The organism is Rhodococcus sp. IEGM 1406 (assembly GCF_030056745.1).
GTDB classification, from domain to species: domain Bacteria; phylum Actinomycetota; class Actinomycetes; order Mycobacteriales; family Mycobacteriaceae; genus Rhodococcus_F; species Rhodococcus_F erythropolis.
The window spans coordinates 191,780-203,973 of the sequence record NZ_JASHKO010000005.1 but is presented as its reverse complement, the minus strand read 5'-3'; the positions used below and the strand labels follow the sequence as shown (position 1 = coordinate 203,973).

Here is a 12,194-nt window from a genome sequence, read left to right as displayed (position 1 = left end):
CGTCACTCCGTGATGGACCGCGCGAGCGCCCGGGCGGAGAAGCTTACGAAGTACTCGGGTGTGACTTCTTTGGCGATGTTGATGACGATGGTGTCCGACAGGCCTTTGAGTCCGGAGAGCACGAGATGGATCAACGCGGGGTCGTCGATCAACCGGCTCCCTTCGGCTGCAGCAGATTCGGTGAGCGCTCGAATCAATGCCGAGTTGTAGACCGCTACGGATGCGTGAAGTTCCCGCATGCTTTCTCGGTCGGACCCGGCCATGCCTTCGATGTCGCGCCAAGTGGTGGTGAGTCGACCCACCCGTGCCCAGTGCCGAGCAAACTCGGAAATCATGGACTCGAGTAAGGCGCTCAGTCCCTGCTCGCGGGGGAGCGAGTTCACGAAGTCCGCCATTTCCAGCTGACTTTCGCTGAGGAGGGCGGCGAAGATGTCCTGCTTGTCGACGAAGTACTGGTAGATCAGGCCAGTGCTGGTGCCGGCTCGTTTGGCGACAGCGCGGATCGTGAGCGCGGAGTAGCCTCCTTCGTCCAGAAGCGAGATCGCCGCGTCGAGAGTTCGGCGTCGACGCACTTCGGCGTCGCCGTAGATCGACTTGCTGCTGGTACTGCTCATTTGATCACCGTAGTCGCGGTGGTCGGCATCCTCAATTCACATCGAACACTGTTCGTTGTCGAGCGCCGTCCAGAATTCGATGTGACTCAGATCATAGAATGAACATTGTTCGAAATAGAATGAACATCGTTCATTCTGGTGTTACGGTATGGCGCAGACCACATCGAGGCCAGTGCAAAGTGCTGGACACTCTGCGGTCGGCCTGACCTTTCTTCCCGTATCGATCGGGAGGTCTACACAGTTGTGGAGTACCTATGACACGCACTAACGATGAACGCGCGGCGATCGACATCGCCGCTGCGGCTGGAGAACTTCTGCTCGACCATCGGAAATCCCTCGGCGAAAACGACGGTGATGTCGCGACTTTCAAGAACGCGGCCGATCGGCTCAGTCACGAATTCATCGTCGCCGAACTCGCCCGACGCTTTCCTGCGGATGCAGTGCTGTCGGAGGAAGGGGCTGACGACCTCGCGAGGCTGGCTGCGGATCGGGTGTGGATCGTCGACCCTCTCGACGGCACCCGTGAGTACGGCGAGGCCGGACGATCGGACTGGGCCGTTCATGTTGCGCTGACCGAAAACGGTGTCCTCACAACCGGTGCGGTCGCAATGCCTGCCCTTGGCGTCACCTATTCGAGCAGCGATGATCGGACCGAACGGGATGCCGCGACGCCGGTTCGAGTCGTCGTATCGCGGACGCGTCGTCCGGAACCGGTCATGCGCATGGCCGACTCGATGGGCGCGGAGTTGATCGAAATGGGATCCGCCGGAGCCAAAGCAATGGCGGTCGTCTCGGGTGAGGCAGACATCTACGCACATGCGGGCGGACAGTACGAGTGGGATTCGGCGGCGCCCGTTGCTGTTGCACATGCTGCGGGACTGCATGTTTCGCGTATCGATGGCAGCGAACTGCGCTACAACCAGGAAAACCCGTGGTTGCCGGATCTGCTGATCTGCCGACCCGAACTCGCCCCGAAAGCACTGGAGGAACTGGGCCGATGACCGCGACACTGACGCACCTCGAACGACTCGAAGCCGAGAGCATTCACATCATGCGTGAAGCTGTTGCCCAGAGCGAGAACCCGGTGATGTTGTACTCGGTGGGCAAGGACTCCGCCGTGATGCTGCATCTGGCGCGCAAGGCCTTCTATCCGTCGAAGCTGCCGTTTCCGCTTCTGCACGTCGATACCACGTGGAAGTTCCGTGAAATGTACAAACTTCGTGACAGTACCGCTGCTGCAGGCGATCTCGATCTGATCGTCCACACCAACCCGGACTGCGTGAAGCAGGGGATCAACCCGTTCACTCACGGCAGCGCTGTCCATACCGACATGTGGAAGACCGAAGGCCTCAAACAAGCCCTCGATCACTACAAGTTCGACGCTGCATTCGGCGGCGCCCGACGTGACGAAGAAAAATCCCGCGCCAAGGAACGCATCTTCTCGATCCGATCAGCTGCGCACCGTTGGGATCCCAAGCAGCAGCGACCGGAACTGTGGCGGATGTACAACGTCCGCAAAGCGCCGGGCGAGAGCCTGCGCGTCTTCCCTCTCTCGAACTGGACCGAGCTGGATGTGTGGGAATACATACGCCAGGAAGAGATTCCGATCGTTCCGCTGTATTTCGCCGACAAGCGGCCCGTCGTAGAGCGGGACGGTGCGCTGATCATGGTCGACGACGACCGGATGCCGTTACTGCCGGGAGAGACCCCGGAACTCAAGAGCGTTCGTTTCCGCACCCTCGGCTGCTACCCGCTGACCGGAGCCGTCGAATCGACCGCAACGAGCCTGACCGAGATCATCTCGGAAATGTTGCTCACCACCACTTCCGAACGCCAGGGACGGGTCATCGACCACGACTCCAGTGCGTCGATGGAAAAGAAGAAGCAAGAGGGGTACTTCTGATGACTGTTTCCTCGGATCTGATCGCTGACGACATCGAGGCGTACCTCGAACGTCATGCAAACAAGAGCATGCTGCGATTCATCACGTGCGGCAGCGTCGACGACGGCAAGAGCACCTTGATCGGCCGTCTGCTCTACGAATCGAAACTCGTCTTCGACGACCAGTTGACGGCGCTCGAAGCCGATTCGCGCAAGAGCGGAACCCAGGGGGAGGGGCTCGATTTCGCGCTCCTGGTCGACGGCCTCGCCGCCGAACGTGAGCAGGGCATCACGATCGACGTCGCCTACCGCTACTTCACGACCGAGCGACGCAAGTTCGTCGTCGCCGATACTCCGGGGCACGAGCAGTACACCCGAAACATGGTGACGGGCGCGTCGACCGCCGATCTTGCGGTGATCCTTGTCGATTCCCGCAAGGGGATACTGACTCAGACCCGCCGGCACTCGTATCTGGTGTCGTTGCTGGGGATCAAGCACGTGGTGCTTGCCGTGAACAAACTCGACCTCGTCGACTACTCGCAAGAGGTCTTCGATGCCATTACCGCGGATTACGCAGAGTTCGCTCACGAGATCGGTCTGGACGGGTTCGTCGCCATCCCGATGTCGGCATACATGGGTGACAATCTCACCGAGCGCAGTGCGAATACCCCGTGGTACTCCGGACCAAGCCTGATCGAGCATCTCGAAAGCGTGGACATCGACGATGCTGCCGCCGCGGCTCCGTTCCGGATGCCGGTGCAGTGGGTCAACCGGCCGGACCTCGACTTCCGCGGATTCTCCGGCCAGATCGTTTCCGGCACCGTATCTCCCGGAGATCCCATCCGCGTGCTCCCCAGTGGAAAGACGTCCACAGTCGAGCGCATCGCGACCATGGGTGGCGACCTCGACGTTGCCGGTGCGGGCCGCTCGGTCACCATCACGCTCGCCGACGAGATCGACATCAGTCGCGGTGATGTGCTGTCCATCGGCGACAATCCGCCGGCCGTAGCCGATCAGTTCGAGGCCTGCATCGTCTGGATGGGTGAGGCTCCCATGCTGCCCGAACGGCCGTTCCTGTGCCAGATCGGTACCGTCACAGTCACTGCGCGCATCACCAAACCGAAACACAAGATCAACGTCAACACTCTCGAGAAGACCGCAACGACTACTCTCGCGCTCAACGAAATCGGTGTGTGCAACCTCAGTTTCGATCGACCGGTCCCGTTCGACCCGTACGTCGGCAACCGTGACACCGGTAGCTTCATCCTCATCGACCGCCTTACCAACGGCACTGTCGGTGCGGGCATGATCACGCACTCGCTGCGTCGATCGGACAACATTCACTGGCAATCCGTCGACGTCGACGAGGCCGCGCACACCAGGCTCAAGGGACACCAACCCGCAGTTCTTTGGTTCACCGGTCTCTCCGGTTCGGGAAAGTCGACCATCGCGAACGATGTCGAGCGTCAACTACACGCACTCGGCGCGCACACCTACCTCCTCGACGGAGACAACGTCCGTCACGGGCTGAATCGAGACCTCGGATTCACCGAAGCCGACCGCGTCGAGAACATCCGTCGCGTCACCGAGGTCACCCGACTGATGGCGGACGCCGGTCTGATCGTGCTCGCGTCCTTCATTTCACCGTTCGAGGCCGAGCGTCATGCCGCCCGCGAATTGATCGGCGACGAACAGTTCGTCGAAATCTTCGTCGACACCGCTCTTGCCGTCGCAGAGGAGCGAGATCCCAAGGGGCTGTACAAGAAGGCTCGACGGGGCGAGTTGGTGAACTTCACCGGAATCGATTCGCCGTACGAACCGCCGCAGAACCCTGACATTCACATCGACACCAGTGTCACGACGACCGAGGACGCTGCGATCGCGATCGTCGACCATCTCCGCGCCCGCGGAACCATTTCTTGATCCGCCTGAACACGAGGAGCATCCATGCCTGACAGGGCTGAAATAGTTTCTGCCGTAGAAGATTACGTCAAGTGTCTCGGAAGTCACGACGTCGACGGACTGGTTGCGCTGTTTGCGCCCGACGCAGTTCAACACGAACCGCTGGGGGTCAAGACCTACCGCGGCATCGACGAGATTCGCGAATTCGATACCGCGAACGCGCAGGTCGATTTCACAGTCAGCCTGCTCGGTCCGATTTCGGTGACGGGAAAGTACGCAGCGATGCAGCTTCGGGTGCAGCGCGCCGGTATCCCTGACTTCGCTGCCACCGACGTGTTCGAGTTCGACGAGAACGGCAAGATCATCTCCCTGAGTGTTGTTCTCGATCCGCAGGCGCTGTGCTGACCCATCAGGGCCTGCTGGCAGGCAAGGTTGTCGTCGTCTCGGGAGTGGGCCCGGCGCTGGGTCGTTCGATTGCGCTGCAGAGTGCGGCGGCCGGAGCGAAGGTTGTTCTGGCTGCCCGCACACCCGAGCGCTTGGAATCGGTGGCAAGGGAGATTCGAGACCGCGGCGGAATCGCGTTGGCCGTACCGACGAACCTCACCGACGTCGATTCGATCGCTTCGTTGGCGGAGACAACTGTCGCTGAGTTCGGTGCGGTGCATTGCTTGGTGAACAACGCATTTGTTCAACCCGCGCAGGTCCCGCTCCTGGACGCCGACGTGGTGTCCATCCAGTCGGGCATCGACATCAACTTGCTCGCGGCGTTGAACGTCACCAGAGAATTTGCTCCGGCATTGATCGAGTCGCACGGGTCCGTCGTGATGGTCACGTCCATGGTGTTGCGCAACCAGCTTCCCGGGTTCGGGGCCTACCGCATCATGAAATCCGGGCTCCTGGCAATGGCACGCAGTTTGTCGATCGATCTCGGTCCCAAGGGCGTTCGAGTCAATTCGGTTGCTCCCGGCTATATCTGGGCGGACTCGGTCAAGAACATGTTCGAGAAGAAGGCGGCGGCGGCAGGAGTCGACCCCAAGGTGATCTACGACGAGATCGCAGCGGGCGCCGATCTGCGCCGATTGCCGGAGCCAGATGACATCGCAAACGCTGTCGTCTTCCTCCTGTCCGATTCAGCCAGGGCCATCACAGGGCAATGTCTCGACGTCAACTGCGGTCACACGCACCACTGATCAACTCATACAAGGACTAGCCATGACACAGGATTACGACGGCATCGGTTCCATCGATGACCTGCACCAGGCTGCGCGCGAGGCGGCCGGGTACGAAAACTTCGGCAGCGAAAGCTATCTCGAAGGACTTCGAGTTCTCCTCGAGTCGTTCCAGAACGAGGCCGACCTCACTCCTCACGGCAAGGTGATCGCTCGCAAGATGATCGTCGGAGCGCTCGCGGGTCGCCTGACCAGTGAGGCCGGATTCGCGAAATATCCAGAGCACGTAGATGTTCCGATCGAACGCCCGATCTTCGTGGTCGGGTTGACCCGCACCGGCAGCACCGCGCTGCACCGCTTGCTCGGTGCCGACCCAGCGCATCAGGGCGCCGAGATGTGGCTCGCCGAGACGCCGCAGCCGCGCCCCGAGCGCGACAAGTGGTCGGAGAACGAAGATTACGTTCGCTCCGACGCCTTCTACCGTGCTCGCCAGCGTAACGAGGCAGACCTGATGAAGGTTCATTTCATGGGGGCGGAGGAGGTCGAGGAATGCTGGCGGCTGCTGCAGCAGACGATGCTCTCGACCGCGTTCGAGACGGTGGCGTACGTGCCGAGTTACACCCGGTGGCTGGCGGAGCAGGACTGGACCGAAACATATGCGCGGCACAAGAAGAACCTGCAGTTGATCGGGCTGCACGACCAGGACAGACGGTGGGTGCTCAAAAGCCCGAGCCATGTCTTCGCGATCGACGAGATCATGTCGGTCTATCCGGATGCACTGTTCGTTCGGACCTTCCGGGACCCGTTGACATCGATGGCGTCCACCTTCAGCCTCGTAGAGCAGGGCGGACACGACATGTCGAGGGCCTTCGATCGTCCGGCCATCGGGCGCACGCAACTGGAGTTGTGGGCGCGAGGGAATGCGAACTTCAACAATGCCCGTAGCCGTTACAACCCCGATCAGTTCATCGACGTCGACTACAAGGACTTCATCGCCGATGCGGTCGGCACCGTCGAGAAGATCTATGCACAGTTCGCCCTGCCCTTCACAGACGACGCCCGCGCCGCGGTGGAGGCGTCGCATCAGGCCAGCCTTGCCGAGCACCGTCGTCCGTCGCATCGCTATTCGCTCGAGGATTTCGGCGTGAGCGCTGCCGACGTCGAAGCGAAGTTCGCCACCACACCCTGAAGGCCACCGGCCCTGTGCGCCTTTTTGGTAGTGCCGACTACCAAAAAGGCACACAGGGCGAAGCCCCAACCGAAACAAGGAGATTCACATGAATGCTGTTTGGGAAAAGTTCTGCGCAGATCTGCTCGAGGTCGGAAAGGTCCTGGAAGACGAGATCGTCCCTCAGGATCCGCTGACTCAAGCCGAGGGCGTCCGCTACCTGAGTCGGTTGCTTCGGTACGGCACGATCAACTGTGTCGAGTACACCGATCCGCGGTGGCCGCAGTTCTCGTCGGCTCCGAACCCGAACATGATGACGAAGATCGGTGCCGACAACCCGGACAACGTCTACATGCGCGCCAACATTTCCGGTAAGTACAACTACCGGATCATCGGCACCCGAGGCACCGTCCCGCTGATCACCTTCGGCTCGCGCGTAAATCGGTACCACATCGACGGCACCATGCTGCAGACCGGCGATCTGCATATCCACGACCTCGAGGTCGACGAGAACGGCCGTTTCGAGTTCATCGCGAGCGTCGACAAGCCCGATGAGGGCGCTTGGCTGCCTTTGGCGCCCGACAGCAACCTCATCTCCGTTCGGCAAACTCACCAGGATCGACGCAACGAGATTGTCGGTGATCTGACCATCGAATGCCTGAACCCGGACGGGGAGTTCGTCCCGTTGACTCCGGAAGAGATCGGCGAGCGCCTCACCAAGTCCGTCGGGATCGTGAAGGGGATGGCGGAGACCTTCCTGGAATGGTCGCGCAAATTCCAGCCGCACACCAACGAGATCTTCGACTGGGGACAGGACTACTTCCAGGATGCCGGCGGCGATCCGACGATCTTCTACTTCCACGGTTACTGGAAGCTCGCCGAGGACGAGGCGTGGGTCATCGAGACCGAGGTTCCGAACTGCGAGTACTTCAACTTCGTGCTGCAGAACTTCTGGGTCGAGTCCCTCGACTACAACCGCACGAACATCTACATCAACAATCACACCGCGAAGCTCAACGACGACGGCACCATGACAATCGTCGTGGCGGCGAAGGATCCGGGTTATGGCAACTGGATCGACACCGATTCGCATGCCGAGGGGACATGGGCGCTGCGCTGGATCAAGGCGGACTCGCACCCGATCCCGACGTCGAAGGTAGTCAAGATCTGACACGCTGACGGAGATTGGGAACGTATGTACACCAGGAAGATTAGGTTCGGCCCTCGCTTTGTCGCGCTCGGGCTTGCCGGTGCATTGATGTTGGCCGGCTGCGCGTCGAGCAGTGGGGACAACTCGGGATCGGCTTCACCGAGCAGTAGTGGCGCAGCTGGTTTTGTGGGCGCCCCAGATGTGGGGGAGCGGATCGACGGCGGTGTTCTCACCTTCGGGTCCTATTCGTTCCCTTCCTCGTTGGACCCCACGAGAACGCAAGCCGCCGGTTCGACCGGCGGAACCGAAATGGCCGCGATTTACGACACGCTGGTACGCAGCGACTCCACAAACGGGAGCTTCGTGCCACAACTCGCGAAGACACTGTCGAACAACAGCGACTTCACCTCGTACACCGTCACTTTGGCTGACGGCCTCACCTTCAGCGACGGAAGTCCGCTCGACGCGGAAGCGGTGAAGTGGAGTATCGATCGATTCGTGGCAGGCAAGGGTGATGTATCGCAGACCTGGCTCAACATCGTGGATCGGATCGAGACGCCCGACGCCACCACAGTCGAATTCGTGCTCGAGCGGCCCTGGCGTCAATTCCCGGCGCTGTTGTCGCTCGGGCCCGGAATGATCGTTGCGCGAAGTTCAGGGGGAGAGGCAGGGTCGGTTTCAGGAACCGGGGAGAGAGCGTTCACACCGATCGGGGCGGGTCCGTTCACCTTGGCCAAGTTCGCCCCGCACGAAGAACTGGTACTCGCCGCACGCACGGATTATCAGGGCGGTAAACCTCCACTGGACACAGTGCGGTTTGTTCCCACGTCGGGTGCGCAGTCTCAGTACGAATCGTTGAAGAGCGGCCAGATCGACATGACGTACATCCTCCGCGACGAGGCCGTGATCGAACAAGCTCTCGACGACGGATACTCGGGTTACCTCAGTCCGACCGGACAGAACGGGATTGGCACGATCAACAACCGTGAGGGCAAGCCCGGGGCCGATGTTCGCGTCCGTCAGGCGATCGCCTACGGGGTGGATCCGGCGGCGGTCAATACCCGGGCGAACAACGGATTGGGCACCGCCAGTTCCGAACTGGTCCCGCAGACGTCACGTTGGTACAACAACACAGCAGGCATTCCGTTCGATCAGGTGAAGGCAAAGGCGCTGCTCGATCAAGCGAAGTCCGACGGGTACGACGGGAAACTCCGCTACCTCACCACCTCGGAGCCGAGCCAACAGGCGACGGCACTGACGGTTCAGGCGTCGCTGAACGCGATCGGTTTCGACGTCACCATCGACTACGCGACCGATGTGACCGATCTGGTTCGACGGGTATACAAGGACCACGATTTCGACATGACCAGAGGTGGCGCTCCGGTCGGAGAAGAAGCGCCGTACCTCAATTTGTACAACAGTATGGCCAGTGATTCGAAGAACAACCCGTCCGGCTTCGCGGACCCGGAGATGGACGCGATGATCACAGCTGTGCAGACGGCATCGACGGACGATGCTGTCCGTGAGGCGATCAGCAAGGTGCAGGAGTACGCCAACGCGACTGTGCCTTACGTGATCTGGGGGCCGGCGTCGGTGTTGACCGCATGGGACGGCAATGTTCACGGCGTCGTACGCAACATCACCGACATCATGTTCTTGGGCGGCGCTTGGATCTCGCCCAACGGCGAAACGGTGGAACGATGAAGTGGTCCTTGGCCGGTGCGATGATCGACGCCCTGGAACTGTGCGAGTTGGCGCAGGTCGCCGAAGAGGTGGGGTTCGACGGAATCGCGATGCCGGATTCCGTGTTCTATCCGGAGCAGGTGTCGGCGCCGTACCCGTACACTGCTGACGGGAAGCGGATGTGGGCGCCCGAGACGCCGATGCCTGATCCGTTCATTGCCATGGCGGCGATGGCGGCCGTCACATCGCGAATTCATTTCTACACCAACGTGTTCAAACTTCCACTGCGCGATCCGCTGTTGGTAGCCAAGCAGGTCGCGACCATGGCCGTGATGTCGAGGAACCGCGTCGCTCTCGGCGTCGGTTTGTCCTGGATTCCCGAGGAATTCACCTTCACCGGTACCGAGATGCGCACCCGCGGCGCGCGTACCGACGAAGCCATCGAGATCATCAAGGCGGTGTGTGCGGGACGTGGGCCGGAATGGGTCGAATACCACGGCAAGCACTACGATTTCGACGCTCTGATGATCAGTCCTGCTCCGGAGATTCCGGTTCCGATCTACATCGGTGGGCACAGCGAACCGGGGTTGCGTCGTGCAGCCAGGCTGGCCGACGGTTGGATGTCGGTGAACACGACCAAAGCCGAATTAGCCTGCGCCATCGATTGTCTCACGGAATTGCGGGTCGAGTACGGTCGTGCCGATGTTCCTTTCGGCGTCAACGTCTCGCCGACGGATGTTCGTGATCTGGACGGATATCGCGAACTCGAGACTCTCGGAGTCACGGAAATCAGAGTTTTGCCCTGGTATCGCTACGAAGTTGACGCCGGTGATCGTCAGGGGCGACTCGACTCCGTTCGGCGGTTTGCCGAGGAGGTCATCGCTCAGTACTGATCGATCAGCGTCTGCATCGCCCGGCCGTAGAGTTTTGCCAACTCGTCGCGATCTGCGGACTGGGGGATACTCTCGTCGCTGAGGACGCTCAACAGCCCGGACACCTGGGCGGAGACCAGGAGTGCGCGGGTGTACGCGTCTTCGCCGTCTAGACGAGCGGCGAGATTGGTGGCGAATACTCCGGTCATGTCTCTGAGTCGCTCCCGGATGCGTGGACTGTCCGACGCTCGCATGAGCGCTGTGTACACCGACAGCATCCGGGCGTCGGCCTTGCCCAGGACGAAGGCGGCGATTCGCTCACCGAGGGTGTCGAGTGGGCCGTCGAACTGGCCTTCGAAGTAGTCCGCAACCGGCGTGGTTTCCAGGAACAGTGCTTCTTTGGACCCGAAATGCCGGATGACCAGGGCCGGATCGATTCCGGCAACTTTGGCGATGGCGCGAACTGACGTGCCGCCGAACCCGTGCTCGCCGAACAGTTGGAACGCCGCCGCGCGAATCGCCTCGGATGTCGAGGGTTGCTCCTGCTCTGGCGTGTGCCTCGTGGGTGTCACGACATCGACCTCCGTGCTCGCTCGCCGACCGCGTTGTCAACGGCGTTGACTATAACGTGTCAACGGTGTTGACTGTTGAGTCTGTCAACGGTGTTGACAGCTAGATGCGGTTAGTGAAGAGAGCGTGGAATATGACAGATACCGACGTCCGAGTACCCAGCGAAGAAGTTGTCGATCCGCCGACCAATTGGAAGATGGTGGGCAGTGGACTCGCATTTCCGTTGTTCTTCGTCATCATGTTCTGCCTGTGCTACGTCAGCGCCTTCCATGCGCCGACGCCGAATCAGGCACCGATCGTGGTGGTCGGGTCGCCGTCCGTCACGGCCCCGCTGATCGACGGAATCCAGGCTTCGTCGGGTGGCAAGTTCGACATCGTTGCCACAGCCAACGCCGCCGACGCACTCTCTCGGATCGACAACCGCGATGCGATCGGCGCCATCGAGATCGGTGACACCGTGACCGCACATATCGCCACCGGCGCGGGCGCCTCGACGGTTTCCGTGGTGAGCAGCTTGGCGCATTCGGTTGCGGAGCAGACGGGGCAGCAGGTCACGGTGATCGACTCGGCGCCTGTCACGGCGCGAGACTCCTCGACCGTCGGACTCTTCTACTTCCTGATCGTCTGCACCCTCGGTGGCTACCTGACCATCACGGTGCTCAGTCAGGTTGCGCCGAGAATGCGGTTGCGAGAGCAGTATTCGATCCTGGCCGGTGCGGCGATACTCACCCCGCTCATAGCCTTCGGCATCACCAGCATCTTCATGCACGCCTTCGGGGCGTCATTCGGCCAGATCCTGCAACTGCTGGGAATCTCGATGGTTTACACGTTCACCGTCGGTGCGGTGAGCATCCTGCTCAATCGACTGCTCGGCCAAGCCGCGATCTTCGCGGTGCTGACGGTGCTCGTTTTCATCAACTTCCCGAGTTCGGGTGGTGCCATTCCGGTGTCGTTCCTGCCGGGATTTTGGCAGCACATCCATTCGTTCTGGCTCGGATCGGCAGCCATGGAGCCCATCCGCTCCGTCATCTACTTCAGTGGCAACGGCGCCGGACCGCACCTGCTCGTTCTGGGGATCTGGCTGGTCGCGGCACTCGGCCTGACCGGACTGCTCGCCTCTCGCCAGTCGAAAAAGGCAGCAGCGCACTGAGTGTGGTGGGGCCGGCGATTGCCGACCTCACCCGA

Annotated in this window: 12 protein-coding genes; 10 read left to right on the top strand and 2 right to left on the bottom strand. The window is 61.0% G+C overall.

Going from position 1 to position 12,194, the window contains the following annotated elements; genetic code table 11:
• Positions 1 to 2: 2 nt before the first annotated feature.
• On the bottom strand, positions 3 to 614 hold the full coding sequence (locus tag QM596_RS22920; RefSeq protein WP_003942004.1) for a TetR/AcrR family transcriptional regulator: 612 nt from the start codon (positions 612 to 614) through the stop codon (positions 3 to 5).
• 254 nt (positions 615 to 868) lie between these two features.
• Between QM596_RS22920 and QM596_RS22915 the strand changes: the two genes are divergently transcribed.
• The 9 genes from QM596_RS22915 (at position 869) to QM596_RS22875 (ending at position 10,460) form a co-directional block, all read left to right on the top strand.
• Positions 869 to 1,615, top strand: coding sequence for a 3'(2'),5'-bisphosphate nucleotidase CysQ (locus QM596_RS22915; protein WP_042453014.1), 747 nt, complete (start codon positions 869 to 871; stop codon positions 1,613 to 1,615).
• A complete protein-coding gene (gene cysD, locus QM596_RS22910; RefSeq protein WP_019744365.1) occupies positions 1,612 to 2,517 on the top strand; it encodes a sulfate adenylyltransferase subunit CysD in 906 nt (301 codons plus the stop codon). Before QM596_RS22915 ends, cysD begins: the two co-directional genes overlap by 4 nt.
• Positions 2,517 to 4,418, top strand: coding sequence for a sulfate adenylyltransferase subunit CysN (gene cysN / locus QM596_RS22905; RefSeq protein WP_283309988.1), 1,902 nt, complete (start codon positions 2,517 to 2,519; stop codon positions 4,416 to 4,418). Before cysD ends, cysN begins: the two co-directional genes overlap by 1 nt.
• A gap of 24 nt (positions 4,419 to 4,442) precedes the next feature.
• On the top strand, positions 4,443 to 4,802 hold the full coding sequence (locus QM596_RS22900; protein ID WP_283309987.1) for a nuclear transport factor 2 family protein: 360 nt from the start codon (positions 4,443 to 4,445) through the stop codon (positions 4,800 to 4,802).
• Positions 4,796 to 5,587 (top strand): SDR family oxidoreductase, encoded by a 792-nt coding sequence (locus QM596_RS22895; RefSeq protein ID WP_064074195.1) that lies wholly within the window; start codon positions 4,796 to 4,798, stop codon positions 5,585 to 5,587. The genes QM596_RS22900 and QM596_RS22895 overlap by 7 nt, the downstream gene beginning before the upstream one ends.
• Positions 5,588 to 5,609: 22 nt before the next feature.
• The gene (locus tag QM596_RS22890; RefSeq protein ID WP_083059024.1) at positions 5,610 to 6,755 is read left to right on the top strand and encodes a sulfotransferase family protein; all 1,146 of its coding nucleotides are present in this window, start codon (positions 5,610 to 5,612) and stop codon (positions 6,753 to 6,755) included.
• Between the two features lie 88 nt (positions 6,756 to 6,843).
• Complete coding sequence (locus QM596_RS22885; protein WP_042925645.1) at positions 6,844 to 7,905, top strand: DUF1214 domain-containing protein; 1,062 nt, start codon at positions 6,844 to 6,846, stop codon at positions 7,903 to 7,905.
• A 24-nt stretch (positions 7,906 to 7,929) separates the two neighbouring features.
• The gene (locus QM596_RS22880; RefSeq protein WP_064074194.1) at positions 7,930 to 9,588 is read left to right on the top strand and encodes an ABC transporter substrate-binding protein; all 1,659 of its coding nucleotides are present in this window, start codon (positions 7,930 to 7,932) and stop codon (positions 9,586 to 9,588) included.
• The gene (locus tag QM596_RS22875) at positions 9,585 to 10,460 is read left to right on the top strand and encodes a TIGR03619 family F420-dependent LLM class oxidoreductase (protein ID WP_283309986.1); all 876 of its coding nucleotides are present in this window, start codon (positions 9,585 to 9,587) and stop codon (positions 10,458 to 10,460) included. Before QM596_RS22880 ends, QM596_RS22875 begins: the two co-directional genes overlap by 4 nt.
• Here the strand turns inward: QM596_RS22875 and QM596_RS22870 are convergent.
• Positions 10,451 to 11,011, bottom strand: a complete 561-nt coding sequence (locus QM596_RS22870) for a TetR/AcrR family transcriptional regulator (protein WP_003941925.1) — start codon at positions 11,009 to 11,011, stop codon at positions 10,451 to 10,453. The genes QM596_RS22875 and QM596_RS22870 overlap by 10 nt on opposite strands.
• A gap of 131 nt (positions 11,012 to 11,142) precedes the next feature.
• Here QM596_RS22870 and QM596_RS22865 point away from each other — a divergent pair, with 131 nt between their 5' ends.
• Positions 11,143 to 12,159 carry an ABC transporter permease gene (locus QM596_RS22865; RefSeq protein ID WP_125050484.1) on the top strand — a complete coding sequence of 339 codons (1,017 nt, stop codon included), beginning with the start codon at positions 11,143 to 11,145 and terminating at the stop codon, positions 12,157 to 12,159.
• The last annotated feature ends 35 nt before the right edge of the window (positions 12,160 to 12,194 follow it).

Excerpts from the sequence above, each read along its gene's own strand:
- QM596_RS22920 (WP_003942004.1), bottom strand. The coding sequence starts at position 614 with ATGAGCAGTACCAGCAGCAAGTCGATCTACGGCGACGCCGAAGTGCGT.
- QM596_RS22915 (WP_042453014.1), top strand. The coding sequence starts at position 869 with ATGACACGCACTAACGATGAACGCGCGGCGATCGACATCGCCGCTGCG.
- cysD (WP_019744365.1), top strand. The coding sequence starts at position 1,612 with ATGACCGCGACACTGACGCACCTCGAACGACTCGAAGCCGAGAGCATT.
- cysN (WP_283309988.1), top strand. The coding sequence starts at position 2,517 with ATGACTGTTTCCTCGGATCTGATCGCTGACGACATCGAGGCGTACCTC.
- QM596_RS22900 (WP_283309987.1), top strand. The coding sequence starts at position 4,443 with ATGCCTGACAGGGCTGAAATAGTTTCTGCCGTAGAAGATTACGTCAAG.
- QM596_RS22890 (WP_083059024.1), top strand. The coding sequence starts at position 5,610 with ATGACACAGGATTACGACGGCATCGGTTCCATCGATGACCTGCACCAG.
- QM596_RS22885 (WP_042925645.1), top strand. The coding sequence starts at position 6,844 with ATGAATGCTGTTTGGGAAAAGTTCTGCGCAGATCTGCTCGAGGTCGGA.
- QM596_RS22880 (WP_064074194.1), top strand. The coding sequence starts at position 7,930 with ATGTACACCAGGAAGATTAGGTTCGGCCCTCGCTTTGTCGCGCTCGGG.
- QM596_RS22875 (WP_283309986.1), top strand. The coding sequence starts at position 9,585 with ATGAAGTGGTCCTTGGCCGGTGCGATGATCGACGCCCTGGAACTGTGC.
- QM596_RS22865 (WP_125050484.1), top strand. The coding sequence starts at position 11,143 with ATGACAGATACCGACGTCCGAGTACCCAGCGAAGAAGTTGTCGATCCG.